The sequence below is a fragment of the Prevotella sp. tc2-28 genome (genome assembly GCF_900107705.1).
GTDB lineage: Bacteria > Bacteroidota > Bacteroidia > Bacteroidales > Bacteroidaceae > Prevotella.
The window spans coordinates 340,249-364,881 of record NZ_FNRE01000001.1 but is presented as its reverse complement, the minus strand read 5'-3'; the positions used below and the strand labels follow the sequence as shown (position 1 = coordinate 364,881).

The following is a 24,633-nucleotide window of genomic DNA, read 5'->3' as shown; positions in this document are numbered from 1 at the left end:
AGTTATTTGGGTTTGCTGTTATTTGGCGAGCTGGGTATTGGCTACTGACAGAATGACATACCATGCGATGATGGCTGCCAGTCCGCTGACCTCCAGCAGCAGTAACAGAGGAATGCAGGTCAGCAAGAAGATATACTTTACTTCGTTGCCTTGCCATCCCCATGACTTGAATTTCAGAGCAAACATGGGAATCTCGGATACCAGCAGATAGCTGCTGATGAGTACGCCTGCCAGGATCAGATAGCCTGCATAGGGTAGGGTGGCAATCTCTTCCCCCAATCCTACTAGTAATGCCCCCCAAAACAGGGCGTTGGCAGGTGTGGGAAGTCCGATGAATCCCAAGGCTTGTCGCTTATCCAGGTTGAATTTGGCCAGACGCAGTGCTGAGAAAGCAGCCATGATGAAGGCCAAATAAGGGATAATCGGTGAGAGGTGAGTGGTGAGCGGTACGAGAAAGTTGAACACGATGGCCGAGGGTGCAAAGCCGAAGGTGATGTCGTCAGCCAGTGAGTCAAGTTCCTTGCCAATAGGAGAGGATACATGCAGCAAACGAGCCACCATGCCATCGAAGAAGTCGAAAACAGCACCGATGACAATGAAGAGCAGTGCCAGCTGGGCATCGCCTTGGAAAGCCCAGTAGGTAGCTATACATCCTGAAATCAGATTCAGGCACGTAATGCTATTGGGAATATGCTTCTTAAACATTAAACATTGAACATTGAAGGTTGAACATTATGCCAGTTTGGCGATAACGGTTTGGTCACCTGTTGTGGGTTGTCCCATGGTTACACAGGCCTTGGCAGTCAGTGGCAGGTAGACATCAACGCGTGAACCTAGTTTGATGAATCCCAGGTGTTCGTCGATGTAGCATTCCTCGTCAGCTTTGGCATAGGTAACGATACGGCGAGCCATGGCTCCTGCTATCTGGCGTACCAATATCTCTTGACCGTCAGGGGTCTCTATCATGATGTCTGCATGTTCGTTCTCCTCGCTGGCTTTCGGAAGCCATGCCTTGTGGTAGTTGCCGTTGAAATGCTGGACAAACTTCACTTTGCCGTCAACGGGGAACCAGTTGGCATGTACATTCAGCGGACTCATGAAGATGCTGATCATGAGTCGCTTGTCGTGGAAATACTCATGTTCCTCGACGTCCTCTATGACGACAATCTTACCGTCAGCAGGCGCTACCACTAACTTTTCTGTATCGCCATTGAAATAGCGGATAGGACAGCGGTAGAAGTTGAGCATAGACAGCCAGATGAATGCACCGATGCCTAAGGTGATGGGCATCACAAAATGCCTTGCCAACGGATGGATGGCATTAAGTACGAACCAAAAGAACAGGTTGACAGCTATTATTGCGATGGCAGCATACCACAGTTCGCTAGTGCCTTCGCGGTGTATTCTGATTTTCTTGAGTTTCTTTATTCTTTCTCCCATGAGATGGTGTCAGTAGTTTTATTGTTGATGCAAAGGTACGAAAAAAAGTGTGAAGAGAAAAGTTAAAAGTGAAGAATTTACATTTAGCCCTTAATAATTATGAATTTTTTTGGTTATTTCGGGTTTTAACCTTATCTTTGAACCTCAAAATAGACAAAATGGAAGATTTTATTCACTTACATGTACATACTTATTACTCCATCCTGGATGGTCAGTCGAGTATCAAACGGCTGGTAGACAAAGCTGTTGCCAATGGCATGCGCGGCATGGCAATTACCGATCATGGTGATATGTTCGGTATAAAGGAATTTCATGACTATGTGGGTGGTGTCAATAAAGGACGCAAGAAGGAAGGACTGCCGCCGTTTGTTCCTATCTTCGGCTGCGAGATGTATGTGTCACGCTATGGTTCGAAGTCACTCAAGGATGACAAGAAACACCAAGGTGGTTACCACCTAATCGTGTTGGCCAAGAACTATCATGGATATAAGAACCTCATCAAACTGGTGAGCCGCTCGTGGGTGGATGGTTTCTATATGCGTCCACGTACGGACCGTGAAGACTTGGAGAAATACCATGAAGGACTCATCGTCTGTTCGGCATGTATCGCTGGAGAGGTGCCCAAGAAAATTCTGAACGGCGACATAGAAGGAGCCCGCGAGGCCATTGAATGGTATCATCGTGTGTTCGGTGATGATTATTACTTGGAACTGCAGCGCCATGAGGTAAAGGATCCCACTATCCGTGCCAACCGTGAAACGTTCCCCCTGCAGGAGAAGGCTAACAAGGTGCTGATTGAGCTGGCTCACGAGTATGGCATCAAACTGGTTTGTACCAATGATGCCCATTTCGTAGACCAGGAGAATGCTGAGGCTCACGATCACCTGCTCTGCTTGGCGACAGGTAAGGACTTGGACGATCCGACGCGTATGCTCTACTCGAAACAGGAATGGTTCAAGACGCGTGAGGAGATGAACGAGGTGTTCGGTGATGTGCCAGAGGCACTGTCGAACACGTTGGAGATACTTGACAAGATAGAGATATACAGCATCGACCATGACCCGATCATGCCCTTCTTCCCGATTCCTGAGGATTTCGGTACTGAGGAAAAGTGGCGCGAGAAGTTCACGGAGGAAGACTTGTTCAAGGAGTTTACCTCTGACGAGAATGGCGAGAACCAGTTGCCACAGGAGGAAGGCGAGAAGAAAATCAAAAAACTAGGAGGTTACGACAAACTGTATCGTATCAAGTTTGAGGCCGACTATCTGGCTAAGCTCGCCTACGAGGGAGCTGTCCGTCGTTATGGGAGTCCTCTGCCTAAGGAGGTCGACGACCGAGTACGTTTCGAACTGCATATCATGAAGACGATGGGTTTTCCGGGTTACTTCCTCATCGTGCAGGACTTCATCAACTCTGCCCGCGACGAGTTAGGTGTGATGGTGGGTCCTGGTCGTGGATCTGCCGCAGGCTCCGTAGTGGCCTATTGCCTGGGTATTACGAAGATAGACCCGTTGAAATACGACTTGCTGTTTGAGCGTTTCCTGAATCCAGACCGTATTTCATTGCCTGATATCGACACCGACTTCGACGACGACGGACGTGGACGCGTGTTGAAATGGGTAGAGGACAAGTACGGACATGAGAACTGTGCACATATCATTACCTATGCCACGATGGCCACAAAGAACTCCATTAAGGATGTGGCCCGTGTGGAAAAGGTACCATTGAATGTTACCAATGCCCTCTGTAAGGCTATTCCCGATCGCTTGCCTGATGTTGATGGCAAGACACCGAAGATGAATCTGCCTAATGCCATCAAGGCTGTAAAGGAGTTGCAGGAGGCTGAGGCTTCTACCGATCAGGCATTGCGCAACACCATCAAGTATGCCAAGATGCTGGAGGGTACGGTACGTGGTACTGGTATCCATGCCTGTGGCTTTATCATCTGCCGTGACCCGATTTCTGACTGGGTGCCTGTCTCTACTGCTGATGACCCCGACTTCAAGGATGTAAAAACCAACTGTACACAGTATGATGGTCACGTCATTGAGTCGACAGGTCTTATCAAGATGGACTTCTTGGGACTGAAGACGTTGTCGGAGATGAAGGAGTGCTGTGCCGTCATCAAACAGACGCGTGGCATTGATGTCGACCTTGACAACATTCCCATCGACGACCCTAAGACCTATGAACTCTATCAGCAAGGACGCACCATTGGTACATTCCAGTTTGAATCTGCAGGTATGCAGAAATACCTGCGTGAGCTGCAGCCCACTGTTTTTGAGGACCTCATCGCCATGAACGCCCTATACCGTCCGGGCCCTATGGGTTATATCCCGCAGTTCATTCGTCGTAAGCATGGTGAAGAGCCTATTACCTACGATATCCCTGTTATGGAGAAGTATCTGAAGGATACCTATGGTATCACCGTCTATCAGGAGCAAGTGATGTTGCTCAGTCGTCTGCTGGCTGATTTCACCCGTGGTGAGAGTGACGCCCTGCGTAAGGCGATGGGTAAGAAGAAAAAGGATATCGTCGACGCCATGAAGCCTAAGTTCATTGAGGGTGGCAAGAAGAACGGTCATGATCCCAAGGTGCTGGAGAAGATATGGAGTGACTGGGAGGCTTTCGCTTCCTACGCTTTCAACAAGTCACATGCCGCCTGCTACTCGTGGGTAGCTTTCCAGACTGCTTACCTCAAGGCCAACTATCCTGCAGAGTTCATGGCTGCCATTATGTCGCGACGTCGTGACCAGATTACGGAAATCACCAAATTGATGGACGAGTGCAAGGCCATGGGTATTGCTACGTTGGGTCCTGATGTCAATGAATCGTACCAGAAGTTTGGTGTTAATAAAAAAGGTGAGATACGCTTCGGACTGGCTGCTATCAAGGGCATGGGTGACGGTGTGGCGCAGGCTATCATCGACGAGCGTGAGGCCAATGGACCATACAAGGACATCTTTGATTTTGTACAGCGCATCAATTTCAGTTCCATCAACCGCAAGGCTTTCGAGTCGCTGGCACTGAGTGGTGGCTTCGACAGTTTCGGCATCCGTCGTGAGGACTTCTTTGCGCAAAATACCAAGGGAGAGACCTTCATAGACACTATTATGCGTTACGGACAGACTTATCAGACGGAGAAGCAACAGGCACAAACCTCTCTCTTTGGTGGCTTTGATGATCTGGAGATACAGACACCTCCTTTGCTGAAGTCGGAGGTGAGATGGAGCGATATAGAACGACTGAACAAAGAGCGTGAACTGGTAGGAATCTACCTGTCGGCTCACCCGTTGGATGAGTTTAAAATCGTTCTTGACAACTTGTGTAATACCCGATGTGAGGAATTGGCAGATGTCGACAGTTTGAAGGACCGTGAGGATGTGATTATCGGGGGTATCGTTACGGCTGTCCGTACCCGCTTTGATAAACGTGGCAATCCTTGTGGCTTTGTCACTTTGGAAGACTTCAAGGGAAGTGGTGAACTGGCGCTGTTTGGTGAAGACTGGGGACGCTGGAGTGGTATGTTCACCGAAGGGGCGTCAGTCTATATTACTGCCAAGGTACAGCCGCGCTTCCAATATAGTGATATCATGAGTCTGAAGGTACAGAATATTGAGTATCTGCAGACGGTCAAAGACAAGGCTATCGACCGTATCACCATCTCGCTGACCACCGACCTGCTGAACGATGCTGTGGTAATGGAGCTGGGTGAGTTGATAAACGAGAGTCCAGGTACTACCAAACTCTTCTTCCAGTTGCATGACTCAACAGGCAAGAATCACGTCTTGCTTCGCAGTGCCTCAAAGTCTGTCGACGTGAAGAGCTCGCTCATTCAGTATATCGAACAGACCGAAGCATTGGACTATAAGATTAATTAGCAGCAGGGAGTTGGCACGGAATTTGTAAATAGCTAAATAGACAATAAGTTGTAAATCGTAAATTGTATAATTGTAAATTAAGAATTATGGAAGTAACAATCACAAACGAGAATTTTGAGAGCCTGAAGAATGGCAGTCAGCCATTAGTAGTTGATTTCTGGGCAACTTGGTGTGGCCCTTGCCGTATGGTAGGCCCTGTTATTGCAGAGTTGGCAGAGCAATACGACGGTAAGATAGCCGTAGGTAAGTGTGACGTTGAGGAGAACGAAGACCTGGCTGTAGAGTTTGGTATTCGTAACATTCCCACCATCCTTTTCTTCAAGAACGGCCAGGTGGTTGACAAACTGGTAGGTGCTCAGCCCAAGGCTAAGATAGAAGAGAAGTTTCAGTCATTACTCTAAGCTATGGCTACTCTTGACGAAGAATTGCGAATGGATGCTGAGGAAGATGCCCGCGAGGCGGATTTCATCCTAAGCCAATTGCCTTCAGACTTGAAGGAGCGCTTTACAAAAGAAGAGATCCTTCGTCTGATGGATCTTATCGTCGAATATTACTATGAGAGCGGAGTGCTTGATTTGGATGACGATGAGATAGAAATCGACTTGGAGCAAGTGGCTGATGCCATTTGCAAGAAAGCCAAAAAAGAAGGGCTGGGCGACTATCAAGCCGACGAGGTATTCTTCGTTGTCCAGGCTGATTTGGACTATCAGGAGCAGACCCTCTAAAAGGTGACGAGCCTGCTACCGTCTGGTTGCTCGGTGATGTTGACGCGAACAGCATCATCGGGCAATATTTCTTCTATCAGCTCGGGCCATTCGATAAAACAGAGGGCACCGCTATAGAAATAATCTTCATAGCCCATGTCATAAACCTCCTCTAACTTCTTGATGCGGTAGAAATCGAAATGGTAGATGGCTGTTTGCTCTTGGCCGGTGGTATACTCATTGATAATAGCGAAGGTAGGGCTGGTAATGACGTCCTCTACGCCCAGCTCCTCGCAGATGGCCTTGACAAAGGTGGTCTTTCCTGCCCCCATCTTACCGTAGAAGGCAAAGACCTTTGAATCGCCGATATGTGCGATGAATTCCTGTGCGGCAACACGGATGTTGTCTAAATGGTCTATTCTTATTTCCATTGTTATCTTGTTTTTTTACTTCTCATCGTGATAATGGGGATAATCATTTCCTCCATGGATATGCCTCCGTGCTGGAACGTGTTGCGATAGTAGGAGACATAGTAGTTGTAGTTGTTGGGATAGGCTAGGAAGTCGTCTCCGGTAGCAAACACGTAACTGGTCGACAAGTTAGGGGTTGGCAATTGTGCCTTGTGCGGTTCTTTGATGGTGAAGAGATCCTTCGACTCATATGCCAGGTTCTTGCCCAACTTATAGCGCAAGTTGGTGTTTGTGTTGCGGTCACCGATAATCTTGACAGGATTTGTTGCGCGTATGGAACCATGGTCTGTCGTGATAATGACGCGGTAGTCGCTCTGTGCCAGTTGGCGGAAGATATCGGAAATGGTGGAGTGGCGGAACCACGACAGCGTAATGCTACGGTATGCAGACTCGTTGTTGGCCAGTTCACGTACCATCTTTGACTCTGTACGTGCATGTGACAGCATGTCAATGAAGTTGAACACCGCCACGTTCAAATCGTTTTTCTGCAAGTCGTTTAACTGGGCCAGTAATTTGTCGGCCTCTGCCGATGTGTTAATCTTATGGTATGAGAACGTATTCTTTCTGCGATATCGCTCGAGTTGTGTGCGAATTAGCGGCTCTTCATTCAGGTTCTTGCCCTCATCCTCGTCTTCGTCTACCCACAACTCGGGGAACATCTTGTGGATTTGTTCGGGCATCAATCCTGAGAAGATGGCGTTGCGCGCATACTGTGTGGCAGTAGGCAGGATGCTGCAATAAACATCCTCGTCAATCTCGAAAATGTCACTAATCTCCCGTTCCAGCATCTTCCACTGGTCGTAACGGAAATTGTCAAGAACGACAAGGAATACCTTCTGTCCTTCGTTTAGCAGTGGGAATACCTTGGTTTTGAAGAGCTCAGGCGACAGCATGGGATGGTCGTCGGTCGTCATCCAATCCATGTAGTGCTTCTTGATGTATTTGGCGAATCCTCTGTTGGCTTCTCCTTTCTGCATATTAAGCATTTCCGTCATCTGCGAGTCAGTAGCACTGAGTTCCAGTTCCCAGTGTACCAGTCGTTTGTAGATGTCAGTCCAGTCTTGCCACGTCTGACAGTCCATAATCTGCATGGACAATTGCTGGAATTGTTGTTGATAGCCTGTTTGTACGGCCTCTGTCACAATCTCTTTGCGGTGGATGTTCTTTTTCAGTGACAGCAGTATTTGGTTGGGGTTGACAGGTTTGATGAGGTAGTCGGCAATCTGTCGGCCAATGGCTTGGTTCATGATGTCTTCCTCCTCGCTCTTGGTCACCATTACGACGGGCAGTTGCGGAGCAAACTCCTTGATGCGCTGCAAGGTTTCAAGGCCAGACAGTCCAGGCATCATCTCGTCAAGCAGAACTAGGTCGAATGTACGTTTCTTGCATTCTTCGATGGCATCTGTGCCATTGGTGACAGTTACCACCTCATAGCCTTTCTTTTCCAGAAAGATCAGATGAGCTCTTAGCAGCTCAATCTCGTCGTCAGCCCAAAGTAATAGTCCGTTTGTCATATTTCTTATCTCCAAAAATCATCATCGAATTCTATATAACCACTATTCTGCTGCTGTGTCTCGTTGAACAGCGGGTCATCGTTCTGTTGTTCTTCCTCATCGGTTTCCTGTTCTTGGATGATGGTTTCCGGCTCTTCCAGCAACGGCTGTTTGGAAATCTTGATGGGAGCCAGTCGTTTTTCGTAGAACAATTCATAGTCTGCATAGCTGAACGATGTGCCCAATAACGGAAGGTTTTGTTCGCTCACAATGAGGCTCCGGCAGTGACTCATCAGTTCTGCCAGCGGTCCTGTTGCTGCATGTAGCTGACGCGCATACTGGCGCGCCTCGTCGTAGTTCAGGAATCCACTGATAATCATCCTGCATAGTCCGTTGGCATCTTGGTCAGTAACAATCTCAAAGTTACGTACCAGATAGTTTGAGAAGTTATGCTTCGCCATCTCATAGAGCAACTGGTTCTGGTTGACGGAGTCAGGTTGATACGCCAACAGGAACACATGCTTGATGTCACGCTCGATGCTCAGTGTGTCAATGTGCGCAGAGTCAGCAGCACTCTTGGCGATACTGCGTCGTGACCAAATATCGCCTATGTCGAACTTACCGCCGTGCAACTGGCGTCCTTGTTGTATGCCGCGTAGAATCATACCTGCCAGTTCCGTGACCTCACTCTGCGGATATTGCTCGACAACCTCCTTCATATGTTGCTCACAACTATTGGCATCGCCCTCATTAAGCTGGCTTAGTCCTTCGATGAACAGGAACTTCGGACGGTGTTGCCCCAAGGGGAAACGTTCCGCCGACAGGTTGGTGTTTGCACTTACCTCATCGTGGCGATTAGCCTTGAAAGCCTCGTATGTAGCAGCGTATAGCGAGTCTTCTATGTGCACACCAAAACGCTGGTTCTCAGCGAAGTGGGGGTCTGAGAGTAACGTTGTCCATTGACTCTCTGGGAACTGTTGTTGTAACAGTGTCACACAGTTGGCAGCCTCCTCATGTAGTCCCTGTCGTGAATAGAGCAAGTATAGGTGGTATAATGCCTCGTCGTTGTGTTCGTAGTCAGCATATTGAGTGGTAAGGCGCAAGAGGTGTTTCTTGCTTAGCGTCAGGTTGTCCAACTTGTCTTTGAAAATGATGCCAGCATGCAACAGGCCGTCTTTGATGATGACGTCACTGGCAGCCCTTTGTTCTTCGGTGAAAGGAATCTGTGCCAAGTAGTGTGCCCGCTGGTGTGGGTCGTTGGTAGTGCTGTCGTTGGCAATGGGAGTCTGCGTGCCAGAGCCTTCTGGGGTCTCTGAGGCTCCTGGGGCTTCAGAACCTTCTGGAATTTCAGGGTCTTTTGTGGCTTCTGAGAGTTCTGGATTGGCCACTACTGTTAAGTTGGCGCGTTGCCAGTTGTCCTGGTTGTCGCGCTTACCCCATAGTCTTTGGAACTGCTGTTTACCTTGACTGACGGCCTGCGGGTTGTAGAAATACCAAGCACCTTGGTTGGTTGTCGTTGTTGTTGTGATGGGACGGGAAGGCTGGGGGAGCATTTCTCCACCCCCTTGCGCTGATGCTCGTTGTATGTAATCCTCTGCTTCCGCTTCTTCTTGTGCCCGTTTCTCTTCCTTCTCCTTCTGGATGAGTTCGGCTATCAGTCGATCGATGATTGCGTTGCGCTGCTCCTCGGACATGTACGACAAACGTTGCAGTGAGTCTTGTAGTTCGATGGCTGAGGTGAAAGGCACCAACTCGTCGAGCACTTTCGAGCGCTCAGAAAGTTGCTCATAGTCCTTACGGTCCTTGTCCAACAGGCCGATGGCCTGTCCGTAGCAACGTTGCGCATCGGCAAATTGTTCCTTTTGCCAATATACGTTGCCTAATGTCAGCAGGAGCACGCCCTTCTCGATGCCATTTCGCACAGACTGCGTGCAACCTTTCTCGTAAGCTTCGATGGCTTGCAGCGTGTCTTGTTGCGCCAGATAGGTGTTGCCAATAGCATAGTACACTTGATCCAAGTATTCTTTATTGTTGTCTGACGCTGCCATACGTTTGAGTTTCTTGATTTTCTGACTGGCACTGCTGGCTGGCATCACTTCAGTTTGGGCTATGCGTGCATTGAACTCTAGTTCGTAAGGTGGATTCAGTCGTATCACATGGCGATAGGCATCATAGGCCTTTTCCGTGTTGCCCAGGATGGTCTGTAGTTGTCCCATCAGGAACCACTCACGGGCTTTCTGCTTTCGTCTGCGCTCATGTCTGATAACCTTTCGCAGATAGTCGGCAGCCTCTTCATAGCGTTGACTATGCAGGTAGTAGTCTGCCATCGTGTAGTCCCAGTCTTTGACGGCACGATAGTCCATTGAGTCACGTCGTTGCTTGGTGATGATATCCTCAGCCTCGTAGAGCCAGTCCATTTCCGTGTAGCTTTTGGCTAGCCAGGCACGGGCAATGCCCAATATGGCAGGCTGTGTCTGATAAAGGCGTGCCATATAGGCAAAGGTGGCAGCAGCTTCTTCAAATTCTCCTTTCTGAAACTGCGACTTACCCATCAGTAGCCAGGCACGCCAAAGGAAAGGATTGTACTCGCGACGGCTCAGCCACTCGATGTCCTTGGCAGTCTTACGTCGTCCCTTATCCCATTCAGGGCGTTTTTTAATGCTATGTAGCTTAATGGCTTTCTGTGATTTCTCAATGGCGCGGTCAAACTGTCCGCTACCCAATGAGCGGCTTTGTTTGTTGCTTACCGTGTAGAGCGGTATCAGTTCTGTGCAGTTGTCGCGATTGCCGTTCTCTTTCTCTATGCTGCCTTCGATGAAAGCCTGCGAACCATTGAAATAGGTGTTGTATCGGGCAGTGAATGACTGCCAGAATCGACTTTGTGGTGTGTTCTTCTTCGTTGAACACCCGATGAATAGGGTGCATGAGATAAGTATCAGTAGAAGCAATGTGGTCTCATGACACTTCTCTTCCTTTTTCTTCCTAACCTCGTCTTTCAAGTCTGCCAACTTACATTCCGTTCTGCTGGTGCACGATGCACAGTCACCCTCTTTCTGTACGATAGGATCATCTTTGTCGCCAGCAGAGAAGATGGCGGCAACGATGCCCAGGGCAACCAGTGATATGATGACAATCAGCAGAAATTGCATAGTTCAAAGCCTGCAGTTTTGATGTCCTCCCAAAAGTGTGGATAGGATTTTGAAACGACTTGTGGATTATTGATGCGTAGCCCGTCGACGACGAAAGCTGCAGGGGCGAAGGCTAGTGCCATACGGTGATCCTCATACGTGTCAATAGCGATTTCTTCCTGAGGAGCACAGCGTTCTCCGTCCCATATCAACTCGCTGTCATTCACGTCGCGGAGGACGTATCCCAGTTTGCGCATCTCGCATTTCAGTGCTTCTATACGGTCTGTTTCCTTGATTTTCAGTGTTGAAAGCCCCCGGAAATGGAACGGGACATTCATCAGTGCGCAACACACGACGAAGGTTTGTGCCAGATCGGGTGAGTTTACAAAGTCGTACTCCAATCGGGGTACTGTATGTAGTGTGTTTCGCAGGGTCACCGTTGTAGGTACGCCTTCTTCGGTGGTCTCAAAGGTCGTCTTGACTCCTAGCAGACTGAAAATGTAGCGCACGCTGGAGTCACCCTGTTTAGAACCATCCATCAGACCTTCCAGTCTGACCACGTTGTCTCGGTTTTTCGACAGTGCTACCATCTCATACCAATAGGAGGCGGCGCTCCAGTCGTTCTCAATATAATAGGTGCGCTCACGATAGGGCTTGGGTTGTACTGTGATGGTCTCGTAGCTGCTCCAGTCGGCTTCTGCTCCAAACTCACGCATTGTCCATAGTGTCAGGTCGATGTATGGTCGTGAGATGATTTTTCCTGTCAGTCGCAGGGTCAGTCCGTCACTGAGTGTCGGTCCGATCATCAGCAATGCTGAGATGTATTGTGAACTGATATTACCTGGCACTTCCAGCAGCCCCCCCTTCAGTTGCTGTCCTTTGATGCGTAGTGGAGGAAACCCCTCTTCGCCAGTGTAACTGATGTCAGCACCCAGTTGACGTAGTGCATCCACCAGCACCCCGATTGGACGATGCTTCATGCGCTCAGTGCCTGTCAGCACGTGTTCCTCTCCCTTTTTTACAGAGAGGAATGACGTCATGAATCGCATCGCCGTTCCTGCAGCTTTGATGTTCATCTCGTAAGGCTTGTTGTGCAGTGCGTCGATGATAACTTCTGTATCGTCGCAGTCTGACAGGTTGTCAGGCAGTATGCTTCCTTCTGACAGGGCGTGAATGATTAGCGCCCGGTTCGAGATACTTTTCGATGCCGGTAGTTTGATGGTTTGGTTTAGCAGCTGGGGAGCCTTTATCTCGTATTGTGTCATCTCAGTTTTGTCTTGATTTTGTTTATTTGGAGTGTAAAGGTACGAATAATTTGCTTATTCTGCAAGGAAATAACAATAATTATCAATGTTTTTACTAAAAAATGGTTGGAAAATTTGCAAGATTAAAAAAAACTACTTACCTTTGCACCCGCTTACAAGCAAACGTTCGGGATTTAGCGCAGTTGGTAGCGCACACGTCTGGGGGGCGCGAGGTCGCTGGTTCGAGTCCAGTAATCCCGACCAAAAGAAAATCCAAACCGCTGATTATCAGTAGTTTGGATTTCTTTTATGCTCTAAATTGGCGTGTTTTTGGCGTACTAGTTATTGTTTTGGCGTTCCTTGACTCCTGATTTTGCAGTTTGCAATCTCAGAGTTTGCAGATAGAGGCTTTAGTATTTGGGGATTCTATATTCTCTGAGATTGAGCCAGACCATTAAGCCTATTGAACAAACAAAGAACAAAAACACTAATAATGGAAACCACAGTCTCTCCCATAACTCATCCCATAGGCATCTGTTGAATGCAGCATATATGGCATAGCCTACACTGGTTATTGCCATAATAACCATTGCCCAGAAGTTCCACCAAGAAAGATAGATACCCTTGTTGTTAAGCACCTTCTTTAATTCCTCAGTCTTCTTGTCACATGTTCCAGTGAGTGATTTCATCGAAGATACGGTTTGCTTGTCTATGTCCTCTTTTACTTTCTGTCCTGCCTCTCCTACTGTCGTGGCAACATGTTTGTTGATTGTTATAGGAAGGGCAGACAACAGATTCTTGTCATCTTCAGAAAGACTTACTTTTATATCCTTGCAGCCTTCCAGACGTTTCACAAGCCTTTCCATAGTCTCTAAAATCTTAGCGTTCTGCTCTTGCTGTCTGTCAAAATTCCGTTGTATTTGTAGGATTTTCTCCAGATAGTCAGTACTAAACGTTGATTCTCCCCCGATAGGAGCTGGCACGTTCTCATTTTGAGACGTACCAGCTACAGTCATATTCTCCTTTTCTTCCTGCCCCTCCACATTGTCGAACAGGCTTTCTGCATCTTTATATTTTTTCATTACATTATATATTTATACGTTTACATATTTATATTATTATCTTCCATAACCACGATGGATAATCTTTCGCGGACAGCATTTAGCTACGGCTCTGGCGATACGCTTTGCTCGGAGCAGTTCGTCATCATCATCCTTCTTTTTGTGAGGCTGATCATTGTTGCTTCCTCCACCCCCTCCTGATGAATATCCAGAGCCGCCTGGAACACTCATTATCTCGAAGAATACGCATAGTGAAATCTCCATTACCTCTTCGAGCACAAACTCAAACTCACTTTCGAGAGCCTTGAAAGTGTTGCCCATAGCGTTCACGAGATTTTCAGAGACATCAAATGTGAAGTGTTCAGGCTCTTTGCCATCTGCAATACTGCGGTCAAACTCAAAATGCTCCTTCTTAGTATCAGGACTTACAGGCTCACAAACAAAGTGATGGCGTTCTGCGTACTCGATCCTGGCTTTTTGCTCATCGGCTTTCCTTTTGGCCGTTTCAGCTTCCATGTCCTTGTGCAACTGCCTCCAAGTCGCCTCTATTCTACTAGCCGTCAGCTGTCGGCCAATCTCTGAGGCGTTATATTTTGAGTTACCTCGCTTGATTCTATAGCCCACGACCTCGCCATTACTATCCTTTTTGAGTTCGGCAGAATAGCCACGTTCCTTTATCTTCTGGAGAAATACATTCCAGTTGAACCGATTCATATTTCTCAGAATATCATAGAGGGCATCTTTAATCTCAGCCTTGTGTTCCTCGCTGATTTCCTGCGACTGCTTCCAGCCCAAACTCTGGTTGATACTGTTTGCGGCCATTGTTGCCTTCAATCCTATAAGATTGGTGTCATTGATCCTTCCGTCGATGGTAAAGCGCGACACCATGAAGTGCAGATGAGGGATTCCACTCTTTGCATCGTGGTGTAGCATGGCAATCCATTTGCTATGCGCCAAGTCCATCCGTTTCGACGACACTTTTCCATTCTTATCCCTAAACTCAATCTTATCCATTTCTTCAATGAATCGATGTGCAAACCACTTCCATTGCTCCAGAGTCCAGCCCTTCGACTCATCCTTAGTGGGCGACACCTCCATTGCTATCAGATTTCTGCTCACGGCTTTGCCTTTGGCAATATAGTTCTCCCCGGCATACTTGAACTGCAACCAGATGTTGTCCAGGTCATCATCCGTCACGGCAGCGGTCATATCCCCCGCCATATTTTCACAGCAGACGAACTCTGCATCCCTTTTCAGCGTGGCATACGTCGTATAGGCGCTGCCGTGCGCCACGGCTCTTGCTCTTGCTATCATCGCTTACCCCCTTTCAATCCTTTTGTCGAGAAACTCAATCATCGGGAACAGTCTCTTCCACCACTGCTGAATTACGGGCATCGACCTGAGAAACTCCTTCCGTTCCTCACTCCCCATTTTGAGCCCCTTGATGTTGTTGATGAAGTTCACTATATCCTTACGGGCAGCAAACAACTCGTCCCGGAACAATGTGTCAGGCACGCTTGGTTTATAGTCCATCAACACCTGTCTGCAATACTCACTGAAGTTCATCCTGCACCTCTCGGCATTGCCAGCGATGTACCTCTCCTCTTCGTCTGACAGTCTCAAAGCCCTCGGCTTTCTGACTACCGAATTCTCCGTTTCTGACTTGCGCGGCCTCCCCCTACGCCTCATCAACCTATTTTCCTTGTTGTTATCCTTCATTTTCATTTGAATTAATATTCCATACATGAGGTGCGAGCCTGCGAGTACTCCGTCATCAACACTTGTCGTCAAGTGTTCAAGAGTTTTTCGTATCACGAAAAAACCTCTTGCTAACTTACGTCACGTTTCGCACCTTCGACAACGCAAAGGTAGGGGGAATCATCCATACTGCCAAGAAATAAAAGCTATATTTCCCGACCTCGTGCAACTTTCATTTTTGCGTTTTTCAGTAGCTTTCAGTTCAATTTTATTGGGTTAATACAGCATGGAAAACCGAATCAGCTGGATCCAACCTCACTGACACAAATAATAACAAGAATCAGCCTGATTTGACCTCACAACATGACATTGTGATCTTGAATCAGCCTTATCCAAATTGTCAGTGTCATAAACTAATGAGAAAAAGACTTATCCAAGTTAGTAATGTAACATTGTTGGTTCGGATAAGTCTTTTCCAAAATGACGAGAGTACAGTCTATGTTTAAAAATTTACGGGTTCTCCATAATCCTTTCTGTTTTTTGAAAGTTAGACATAAAGTGAATGGGTCACGAATTGTTATTTGAGTTTATTTTGTTCTCATAATGCTTGGGATTACTTTTCTATCTCTTATGAAAGAGCTGTGTTTTCATTTGCGGGCTCTTAACATGCAGTACACGCCGAGGATGATAAACGGGATGGAGAGTATCTGACCCATATCGATGGGCAGCGATGCCTCGAAGGCTTCTTGTATCTCCTTGGTGTACTCGATGAAGAAACGGAAGGTGAAGATATACGTCAGACAGAAGCCGAAATACCAGCCTGTGCCAACCTTCTCAGGCATACGCTTGTGTAGTGTCCACAAAATGAAGAAAAGGACAGCGTAGGCGATGGCCTCATACAACTGGCCAGGATGACGAGGTACGGCATCGACCTTCTCGAAGATAAACGCCCAGGGAACATCCGTAATCTTGCCGATAATCTCGGAGTTCATCAGGTTGCCCAAACGAATGAAACAGGCTGTCGTCCCTGTGGCGATAGCTATGTTGTCCAACACGCGCCAGATGCTGAGTTTGGTTTTGCGGACATAGAACCACAGGGCAACGATAAGGCCGAAGGTACCTCCGTGTGAGGCGAGGCCTTGATAGCCTACATATTTCCATCCGTCATTTGTCAGGAAGCGGATGGGTAGGAACATCTCCACAAAACCTTTTCCTGAGGTCAGAAAATGGTCGGGTTCATAGAAAAGGCAGTGTCCCAGTCGGGCACCAATCAGGATACCGAAGAAACAGTAGATGTAGAGTGGGGCGAAGAGCTCATCCTTGATCTTCTGCTCCTTATATAGGCGTTTCACCACGAGAAAGGCCAGCGCGATTCCGATGGCCCACATCAGCCCGTACCATCGCACCGACAGCGGACCCAGTCTGAATGCCACGAGGTCTGGATTCCAGACGATATATAGCAATTGGTTCATAAAACCTCCAAAACGCAAGAAGATTGTTTTATACGAAATAATAAGCAGAGAAGATTCCCAGGAGATTACATGTGACATGCGTAATCACACAATAGCGAATATCTCTGGTTCTCATATACGTCAGGCAAAGAATGACCGCCATAATCAGTGTGTCTAATCTCCAAACGCCTGTACCCACATGCGCCGCGTAAAAGATGAGTGCATTGGAAACGACAATCGCTATCTTGCCGAAAGAGGCTCTTTCCATCACGGATATGTACCATTTCCGTAAAAGCAATTCCTCTGCAATGGGGCCGATGATGGCGAAGGAGAATATATGCAGGATAAGGGTCGCCAGAGTATAGGACTCCCGAGGGTCTGTATTAGGTGCGTCAAACAAGGAGGTCAGCAGAAGTATAATGAGCTGCCAGAGGACTCCCAATGCCAGGGATAGAATAACCGTCTTCAAGTTCATTTCAAGGCTCGGATTACGCCATATTCCCAACTTCTCTTTCTTGTCTTCGTAAAGTAGGACGACAAAAATTGCTAACGGCCACAGAAGGTTTCCAATATCCAATATTGTACGACTGAAAGGGATGTCCCGCCCGAAAATATAGGCGAAGTAGGGCAACAGGAAAACGCCCATCAAGATGAAGGAAGCAAGAAAGACTCTTGTCATCTTGAAAATACATTCTTTTTTAGAATAATTCATAAAAACAGCATAAAGTGTGACAAAATATGAGGATGTACCTCAGATAGATTTGAATTTACTTACCGGCTAATGTGCGACCCAATAGTTTCAATTATTCTCATGTCGGTAAATTTCTTCTTATAAGGATCGAACCTTTGCATTTTAACAGCATTCGGGTTGATGCCTTTGGTCGGCTTTTGCTCTTTGCAGACAAAAGATAGTCTATGCTGCTGTAGGCAACTGTCTTGTTGAACCGTATCACAATTACACACAGACCTGCTGCAGCATAACGAGTCAGTTCTAATTGCCATACAACTGTCTTGCTTGGCCACTATGCTATCCACGCTGTTTTGGCCAATAGCAAAACGGGGTATTAAAAATAGGACTATCAGTCCAATAGATTTCTTTGATACAATCATAAATTCCGATTTTTACAGGTTCATTTCTCTTTTGTAAAACGAGCTATTTCCTCGCTGGTGCCGGGCTTGTTCCAAATCATCTGCGTGCTGGTGAGGCGGCGGATGTCGCAATCTACGGTGAGGGCAACTGAGGTATCATCGGGCTTGGGCGAAATTTGTAGATGCCCAGCATCCGTTACGGTGTAAATGCGATAAACGGTGGTGTCGCCTGCTGCCCAGTCGGAGGTGAATATATCAACGGTACCGTTATTGGCAGACTGTGGATGGAATGTGTACTGTACCGTGCCAGCGTCGGCCACGCCTTCGTCATACACCTTTTGCCATGTGCCACCAAGCTCTGCTGCTTCGTAGACATTGCTGTCATCGTCGCTGCTGCAAGAGGCGAGGGAGAAAGCAGCAAGCATCATAAATGCGATTCTCCAGAGTTTCATTGTTTTCATTTTGCTAAGAATTTTAATTTTTTGAACTATTTCGTGTGGCAAAGTTACAGAAAGTCCCACGAAAAAGCCCCCGACAAGACCGAAAAAATGCTGTCGGGGGTGAAAGTCTGAACATTGGTTCAGAAATTCAGGTGTTTTTTTGCTTCTGTAATGCATAAGATCCATTTTTTTTCAAAGCAGAATTTATTTTCTATATGGGGTTGATATGCTTCGCGCCTCATTATGTTGTCGTCAAGCTAAAACATCTTCTTCATTCCAATGACTATATAGCCGGGCAATCGGCTTTCTACGATGGTCTCTGTGTAGTCGTTATTGGCATCGACACTGATACGGTTGAAGCGCCTGGTATGCAACAAGTTCTTCCCGTCAACGAAGAACGACCAACGGCCTTTCGTGTAACTGGCTTGAACGCCACAATCGAAATAGCCGAACCGCTGGGGGCCGGACTGGTCATGAATATACGTCAGGGGCAGGCTGACATCCCACTTGTTTTTTTTCACAAGAAAAGGTCTGACATATGCCTCGTAGGACATCAAATTCAAAAATGAAGAGGTGAGGCCTAACTTGTTTTGCTGGTAACAGAACCGATAGCCCACTTCGGCATTGATTATCGATTTCTTAAACTTGCTGGTTAAAGAAACTACACCCTCAGCCTGGGTATGTCGGTTGTTGCTTATCTGCTGGCTGTAGGCTGTCTGATAGAGACTATTGACCAACGTCGATTTCACTGTCAGGATGATTGGAAACCTGAACTCCTTCTTGATATTGATGTACGCATGTTGGATCACTTGATTTCGGTCTGACTGCATCAGTGAGGCAATCGTGGTGTTGCCATTACTTTCATAACTGAAGATATACGGACGCTGCGTAAAGGAATATCCGGCATTCAAGATACAAGTAAAGTCAGACAGAATACTGAAGTAATGGGTGGTAAATGAAAAATCATGGTGTCTGTGCAGCAGGTCGCTCTTGCCGTCATAGACAGTCATTTGCCGATAGTCATTCAGCACCGTTCCATGAGCAAAATAACTGTCGTCCCGCTCATAGCCGCTGTTGTAAGACAATGTTACGGCATTGATGGGACTCAGGGCCAACTCTATAGACGCATTGGGCAGAACGACAACCTTATCGGCAGAATGCCCCTGGCCGAGATAGGCAACATCCAATCCGGCATCTAAACGGAGCAGTCCCTTTTTCTTATGGATAGAAAGGCCATAGTCATATAGTCGCGTTGTTTCCGTATCCTTCGAGTCGGGGATTTCAAATCCCCTCCAATAGTGGATAGACATCGTGGAGCGGATGATGTTCCATGCCGTACTCATCTTAAACTGCCACGCCTTGGAAAGTCTGTGTACCCATGAGGCGGTCAGGTGATGGTCTAACAATGTCGTGCGCTGGCCTTGGCTGTTGGCAGAAAACACGTCAATAGTCCGATAAATATTGTTATATACGAGTTGTGAACTGACAGAAAGAAGATTGCGGTTGTTCCAGTTCTTGACAAAAGCCAGGTTGTTGTTGAAGTTCCACACGTCCGCATCCTCATCCCATGAATAGACACCGAGACGGTTCTGGCTTTTCTGAGGCATGGATGTCGCCATGAACTTCCAGTCAATAGCAGTATTGCCTGCTAACGAGTTCTTCATGTTAAAGCCAAGATGATGAAAGCCTCGCCGCGTGTCAGTAGTCTGTTGCATCGTCTCAACAGCACTACGCCCCCAATAAGAACGGCTGATGTCGTACAGGCCGTTACTCCGTTCAAGGTTAAACAAATAATAGGCATTCACCTTGATATGTTCATTGGGATTCCAGGCCACATTGGCAGAAGCCACTCCGTTTGTCCGCCGATATGTGTTGATGCTGTTGCTGATGTAAGACACTGGCGAAAGTCCGTTGTCAATAATCTTGTTGGCACCGCCAAAAGCCTGAGCATAGTCCTTGACACCACCCAGCAGTTTGATATAGTCTTCCAGCGTCATCATTTCCTCGCCAGTATTGAACAACTTGGCATTGACGCCCCACATCACCTTGTCACCGAAGGAGAAGAGGTTTAAAGCGCCCCTGTACTTGTCACGATAGCCTCCAAACAGTTCCGCATTTCCCGTGACATTACCCCTGTGCAGCGAGTCGATATCTACATTCAGAGCCGTTGCCTTACGGGTTTTGAAGCCTTCCACAAAAGAGTACTCGCTGTAATTCTTCCGCAACTGAATCTTGTCAACATAGTCAGAGGGCAGATTGTTGGTAATCTGCTCGCTGTGGTCGCCGAAGAAGTCTTGACCGTTGACGAGAATCTTTTTCACAGCCTCACCGTTGGCAGTCACCTGACCTTTTTCGTTGACATCCATCCCAGGGAGTTTCGCCAGAATATCCTTCAGGACTTTCTCAGAGCCATCGGTATATTTCTGGAAATTATAGTCTATGGTATCTCCGCGCACTTTGATGCCAGGCATGCGTCCTTTCACCACGACGTTTTTCAGCACCATTGTATCAGGCTGCATGGTGATGTGTATGCTGTCATGGCTTGTAGGTATCTCGATTTCTGCGGTCTTGTAACTCAGACAGGAAACCTTTAGCAGCAAGCGCCCCTCCTTAGGGACGTCCAGCGAGAACCTACCCGCATCGTCGGTGACGGCAAAACCAAGCAGTGTGCTGTCGGGCAGAGCGTATGCCATGACATTGGCAAAGGGGATGCTATCGCCTGTCTGAGCATCTTTCACAATGCCCTTGACTGGCCTTCCGTTTGCCACACTGGAAGTAACGGCTAAGCACAGCCATGTGGAAGAAAGGAGAAAGAATCTCATAAATCCCATTACCTGTCGAGCATCTGTTTCCTCAGTTCTTCAAAGCGTTCTGTTGATACTTTCTTTCCGCGTTTCTTCGCTGCCACCTCTGAACGGGAGTTGGTATCAATAGCAATGCAACGATAGATATAGTGCTCATCCTCCAAATCCAGAATAAGACCGGGCAGACCAGCATACACATCGGGACCATCGCTAACGGGTATTTCCGGGCAGAACCATGCCGTAATGGTATCATTCAGTGTGGCCCGATAACATTTCAGTCCCATAATATCCCTGTTGTCAGCAGTTACCTTCCAATCATATTTGGGGATAGGCGTTTCCACGATATAAGTTTCAGCCAGCAAATCCTTCGCCTCTGTCATCGTATGGTTGGTCATATCCTTGTACACAGCATGTTCTTCCTCGCTGAAAGCACCACTGACAAGAACTATCTTCGGGCCGCTGTCATCACTCAAATCCTCTTCTGGCTCTATACGCACATAAGAGGAAAGCCTATCTCTGACAACTAGACAGAAGGAGTCTTCTTTTTCCGCTTCAATACCAGCAAGCAGTCCTTTGTGTCCTTGATTGGCTACGTTGTTCATGATTTTCTCAATCTGTGCCTTCCGCTGTTTTGAATAAACAGAGTACTTCACTTCGATGCTTTGCGCAAGGCATAGCATCGGAAGGAATAATAGCAACGGCAATAATATTTTTCTCATATTGACAAGTTTGATGATAATTCGAGTGCAAAGATAGGGTTATTATGGCATGCAATCGAAAATAAATATTACTGAATTATTACTGTTTCGTTTTTTTAGGTCATATTCAGATGGAAATCTGAATAAATTGAGTATCTTTGCGGCATGGAAAGAAGAGTCAAATTTATATATGGCTGGACCATATGTGTCATCATAGCCTATAGCATTGTGCAGGGCTATTGGATGTATAGTCGCTATCAGCTATCGCTCGAAGAATATGAAAGTGAACTATACGCAACTATTACTGCCTGTGTGGAAGAAGATATTTCCATGAGAAAGGCATTGCCTGCCCCCAATAGGCTATATGGCAATCGATCCAGGAAAATCGACATTAAGGATGAGAATCATGCCTCTGCATGGGCATATGATATTTATGTTTTTGACACGCTGCAAAAATCTGCATCCATTCCTAAAGGCATAGATGCTCAGACATACTTTTTGGATTACATTGCGAATCATCAGAGTAATAATCTGCAGGATAGTAATGATGACATGGAAATATTTGAGTTTAGGTGTAATAACATTGACGATACCATAGCCACTCACGTTGTGGACGCACTTGACCGCTTCATAGCCAACCACAAACAGCCTTTCCAGAAGGTGCGGCTCGACAGCATTCTGCGTTCAAAGGGTATCATGGCACAAAGCATCACAACCACGAAAACCGATACAATGGTGTGGCAACCGTCAATGCTGCCACATACTTCCATCTGGCAACCTGTGATGACAGTCTCGTTCCCTTACGACATCTTTGAGGGGCAACAGGTCGTGGTAAAGACTGCAATAGGTATGTCGCCTATCATCCGGCGAATGACTTATACACTACTGATTACCATACTGCTCTCGTTCTTCCTTGTCTTCTGTCTGATCTATCAGATACTGACTATCCGCAAGCAACGGCACATCGAGGCTATCCGACAGGAATTTCTGCACACGATGATTCACGAACTGAAACGGCCTATATCGACGCTGAAGATGTGTGTGTCGTTTATGGGCAACGAGCGGATGATGCAGGACGGGGAGAGCAAGCAGAAGATATTGAACAGTTCGCACAATGAACTGGATAACCTGACTTCGTATTTCTCGAAACTGCGTGACATCACGTTCAGCGATTCAGAGAAGATTCCGCTGGTAAAGTCGCGCTTTGCGTTGCGCGGACTGATGGAGGAATGTATCAATAAGCAGAATATCCCTTCGGACAAGGATGTGAGGATGGAGATTGTGGCCGAGGACGATTTGGAGATACGGGCCGACCGTATGCACCTGGCAAACATCGTCTGCAACCTGCTGGAGAATGCCATCAAATACTCCCGTGAGGCCGTGACCATTAGGATAGACTACCGGATGCGTGAGGACGGGATGGTGCAAATCTGCGTGGCGGACAATGGTATCGGCATCGCAAAGGCCGACCAGCGGTATGTGTTTGACAAGTTCTATCGTAGCGAGTCGGCAAAGGACAAGGCCATCCCCGGCATTGGGCTTGGACTGAGTTATGTGAAGTTGTTGGTGGAGGCACACGGTGGCAATATCAGCTTTGACAGCACGGAGGGTGAAGGCACCACATTTACAATCGTAATACCGCAGAGAGATGGAGAGGATTAGGATATTACTCGTTGACGATGACCGCCAGAACTCGGAGTTGCTAAGGAAATTCCTGGAGGTGGAGGACTATGAAGTGGACTATGCTGAGAATGGACGTGCGGGATGGGAAATATACGCTGCCAACCGCCCCGATTTGGTACTACTCGACATCAATATGCCAGAGATGAACGGCTTCGAGTTGGCGCAAAAGATACGTGAGCAAGACCGTGACGTGCTTATCTTCTTCCTTACCGACCGGACGGAAAAGGCCGACCGCCTGAAAGGGTTCGACCTGAAAGGCAATGACTACATCCCAAAACCGTTCTATCCCGAAGAACTGATTGCCAAGATTAAAGAGCGTTTCGAGCATCGCCAGGCTTCGTTACCATCGCGCATGACCATCGGCCAGACCATTTTCGACAGCAACCTCTCCACGATTGAATATGCCGGAACAGTGCAACACCTCTCTGCCCGCCAGTCGGAGATCCTGGCCATTTTAGCCCAGCATATCGGCCAGACCGTAGAGCGTTCGTATCTGCTGGAACACGTCTGGGGAAACGATAGTTATGCCAACTCCCTCGCCCTCAACGTCCAGATAACCTATATTCGCAAGATGCTCGAACCCGACACCAGCATCTCTATCGTGTCCCTTAAAAAGCGCGGGTATAGGTTGGAGGTGATAGAATCTACTTAAAGAAAGTGGTGCTATTTTTCGCTTCGGACGTGATATCCTTGCGGATGGTGCTCAGGTAATTGGGCGTGACGCAGAGAAAAGAGGCGAGATCCTGCAAGGCAAGGTGATGCACGATGCCGGGACAACGACGTAGCAGCAATTCGTAGCGCTCGCGGGCCGTGGCGCGGTGGAGGTCGAGGTAGCGGGCATGTTTCTGATTGAGTAGGTGCTCGGCTACAACACTGCGCAGTTTCATCGTCTCCATGTTCTGACAGTACATCTGCATCACTTGTTCGCCCGTGACACGGAGCATGCGGCTGGGCATCATCGCCTTGATCGTAGTCTGCGATGGACGACCGTCGAGGCAGGCGGGATAATCGGTCACAAACTCGCCCTCGAACGAGAACCATGTGATATGCTCCCTATCGTCGCTGATGCCATACGTTACATACTTGAAGCACCCTTCGGTGACGAAGCCGAACCATCGTGCGGGGTCGCCCTCGCGCTCCAGCTGGTCGCCCTTACGGTAAGTCACCTCCTTGCCCTCGCGCTCGCAAAACTCGCGCAGCACCTTGATGTCAATGCTATTTATCCCGAATTTCTGTTCCATACTTCACCGAATTTGGTTGCAAAGGTAGTGAATTTGAGCGAGATAAAGTAAAAACGATACAGAATTTAACGATATTAGGATAGCCATTTCCGTTTTTCATGTTGAGTA

The 24,633-nt window shown here is 47.6% G+C and carries 20 protein-coding genes and 1 tRNA gene; 6 read left to right on the top strand and 15 right to left on the bottom strand.

Translation table 11 applies throughout. The features are described 5' to 3' along the window. Window positions 1–18: 18 nt before the first annotated feature. Window positions 19–705: a CDP-diacylglycerol--serine O-phosphatidyltransferase gene (pssA, locus tag BLU47_RS01440; protein ID WP_091957435.1), complete on the bottom strand. Its 687-nt coding sequence runs from the start codon at window positions 703–705 to the stop codon at window positions 19–21. Window positions 706–732: 27 nt separating this feature from the next. Then, a complete protein-coding gene (locus tag BLU47_RS01435) occupies window positions 733–1,440 on the bottom strand; it encodes a phosphatidylserine decarboxylase family protein (RefSeq protein WP_091957433.1) in 708 nt (235 codons plus the stop codon). 158 nt (window positions 1,441–1,598) lie between these two features. Between BLU47_RS01435 and dnaE the strand changes: the two genes are divergently transcribed. The 3 genes from dnaE to BLU47_RS01420 all read left to right on the top strand — a co-directional run bounded on the left by dnaE (window position 1,599) and on the right by BLU47_RS01420 (window position 6,046). Continuing rightward, on the top strand, window positions 1,599–5,321 hold the full coding sequence (gene dnaE / locus BLU47_RS01430; protein ID WP_091957432.1) for a DNA polymerase III subunit alpha: 3,723 nt from the start codon (window positions 1,599–1,601) through the stop codon (window positions 5,319–5,321). Between the two features lie 86 nt (window positions 5,322–5,407). Then, window positions 5,408–5,722, top strand: coding sequence for a thioredoxin (trxA, locus tag BLU47_RS01425; RefSeq protein ID WP_091957430.1), 315 nt, complete (start codon window positions 5,408–5,410; stop codon window positions 5,720–5,722). A gap of 3 nt (window positions 5,723–5,725) precedes the next feature. Next, complete coding sequence (locus BLU47_RS01420) at window positions 5,726–6,046, top strand: hypothetical protein (protein ID WP_143025419.1); 321 nt, start codon at window positions 5,726–5,728, stop codon at window positions 6,044–6,046. Here the strand turns inward: BLU47_RS01420 and tsaE are convergent. The 4 genes from tsaE to BLU47_RS01400 are packed head-to-tail and all read right to left on the bottom strand — an operon-like array spanning window position 6,043 to window position 12,381. Further along, window positions 6,043–6,456, bottom strand: coding sequence for a tRNA (adenosine(37)-N6)-threonylcarbamoyltransferase complex ATPase subunit type 1 TsaE (gene tsaE / locus BLU47_RS01415; RefSeq protein ID WP_091957427.1), 414 nt, complete (start codon window positions 6,454–6,456; stop codon window positions 6,043–6,045). The genes BLU47_RS01420 and tsaE overlap by 4 nt on opposite strands. Before the next feature lie 2 nt (window positions 6,457–6,458). Continuing rightward, window positions 6,459–8,009 (bottom strand): T9SS response regulator signal transducer PorX, encoded by a 1,551-nt coding sequence (locus tag BLU47_RS01410; protein WP_091957425.1) that lies wholly within the window; start codon window positions 8,007–8,009, stop codon window positions 6,459–6,461. Window positions 8,010–8,014: 5 nt separating this feature from the next. Next, the gene (locus BLU47_RS01405) at window positions 8,015–11,137 is read right to left on the bottom strand and encodes a type IX secretion system periplasmic lipoprotein PorW/SprE (protein WP_091957423.1); all 3,123 of its coding nucleotides are present in this window, start codon (window positions 11,135–11,137) and stop codon (window positions 8,015–8,017) included. Continuing rightward, entirely contained in the window at window positions 11,122–12,381 is a 1,260-nt protein-coding gene (locus BLU47_RS01400) for a 3-phosphoshikimate 1-carboxyvinyltransferase (RefSeq protein ID WP_091957422.1), read from the bottom strand. The genes BLU47_RS01405 and BLU47_RS01400 overlap by 16 nt, the downstream gene beginning before the upstream one ends. Before the next feature lie 167 nt (window positions 12,382–12,548). Here BLU47_RS01400 and BLU47_RS01395 point away from each other — a divergent pair. Continuing rightward, window positions 12,549–12,624: transfer RNA gene (locus tag BLU47_RS01395), tRNA-Pro, on the top strand. A 146-nt stretch (window positions 12,625–12,770) separates the two neighbouring features. Here the strand turns inward: BLU47_RS01395 and BLU47_RS01390 are convergent. From BLU47_RS01390 to BLU47_RS01350, 8 genes are all read right to left on the bottom strand, one after another. Then, window positions 12,771–13,442 (bottom strand): hypothetical protein, encoded by a 672-nt coding sequence (locus tag BLU47_RS01390; RefSeq protein WP_091957420.1) that lies wholly within the window; start codon window positions 13,440–13,442, stop codon window positions 12,771–12,773. 36 nt (window positions 13,443–13,478) lie between these two features. Further along, on the bottom strand, window positions 13,479–14,735 hold the full coding sequence (locus BLU47_RS01385) for a hypothetical protein (RefSeq protein ID WP_091957419.1): 1,257 nt from the start codon (window positions 14,733–14,735) through the stop codon (window positions 13,479–13,481). A 3-nt stretch (window positions 14,736–14,738) separates the two neighbouring features. Next, window positions 14,739–15,140 carry a plasmid mobilization protein gene (locus BLU47_RS01380; protein WP_176780405.1) on the bottom strand — a complete coding sequence of 134 codons (402 nt, stop codon included), beginning with the start codon at window positions 15,138–15,140 and terminating at the stop codon, window positions 14,739–14,741. A 626-nt stretch (window positions 15,141–15,766) separates the two neighbouring features. Beyond that, window positions 15,767–16,591, bottom strand: a complete 825-nt coding sequence (lgt, locus tag BLU47_RS01375; RefSeq protein WP_091957415.1) for a prolipoprotein diacylglyceryl transferase — start codon at window positions 16,589–16,591, stop codon at window positions 15,767–15,769. A 28-nt stretch (window positions 16,592–16,619) separates the two neighbouring features. Further along, complete coding sequence (locus BLU47_RS01370; RefSeq protein WP_218131526.1) at window positions 16,620–17,249, bottom strand: CPBP family intramembrane glutamic endopeptidase; 630 nt, start codon at window positions 17,247–17,249, stop codon at window positions 16,620–16,622. 451 nt (window positions 17,250–17,700) lie between these two features. Next, a complete protein-coding gene (locus BLU47_RS01360; protein ID WP_091957410.1) occupies window positions 17,701–18,120 on the bottom strand; it encodes a hypothetical protein in 420 nt (139 codons plus the stop codon). A gap of 236 nt (window positions 18,121–18,356) precedes the next feature. Beyond that, a complete protein-coding gene (locus BLU47_RS01355; protein ID WP_176780404.1) occupies window positions 18,357–20,921 on the bottom strand; it encodes a carboxypeptidase-like regulatory domain-containing protein in 2,565 nt (854 codons plus the stop codon). 8 nt (window positions 20,922–20,929) lie between these two features. Beyond that, window positions 20,930–21,622 (bottom strand): GLPGLI family protein, encoded by a 693-nt coding sequence (locus tag BLU47_RS01350; RefSeq protein ID WP_091957407.1) that lies wholly within the window; start codon window positions 21,620–21,622, stop codon window positions 20,930–20,932. Between the two features lie 144 nt (window positions 21,623–21,766). Between BLU47_RS01350 and BLU47_RS01345 the strand changes: the two genes are divergently transcribed. Both BLU47_RS01345 and BLU47_RS01340 read left to right on the top strand, forming a co-directional pair. Next, entirely contained in the window at window positions 21,767–23,263 is a 1,497-nt protein-coding gene (locus BLU47_RS01345; protein WP_091957405.1) for a sensor histidine kinase, read from the top strand. Next, a complete protein-coding gene (locus BLU47_RS01340; protein WP_091957404.1) occupies window positions 23,250–23,936 on the top strand; it encodes a response regulator transcription factor in 687 nt (228 codons plus the stop codon). The genes BLU47_RS01345 and BLU47_RS01340 overlap by 14 nt, the downstream gene beginning before the upstream one ends. On the opposite strand, the gene BLU47_RS01335 is transcribed toward BLU47_RS01340, so the two are convergent. Beyond that, window positions 23,929–24,525, bottom strand: coding sequence for a Crp/Fnr family transcriptional regulator (locus tag BLU47_RS01335; protein ID WP_091957402.1), 597 nt, complete (start codon window positions 24,523–24,525; stop codon window positions 23,929–23,931). The genes BLU47_RS01340 and BLU47_RS01335 overlap by 8 nt on opposite strands. Window positions 24,526–24,633 lie beyond the last annotated feature (108 nt).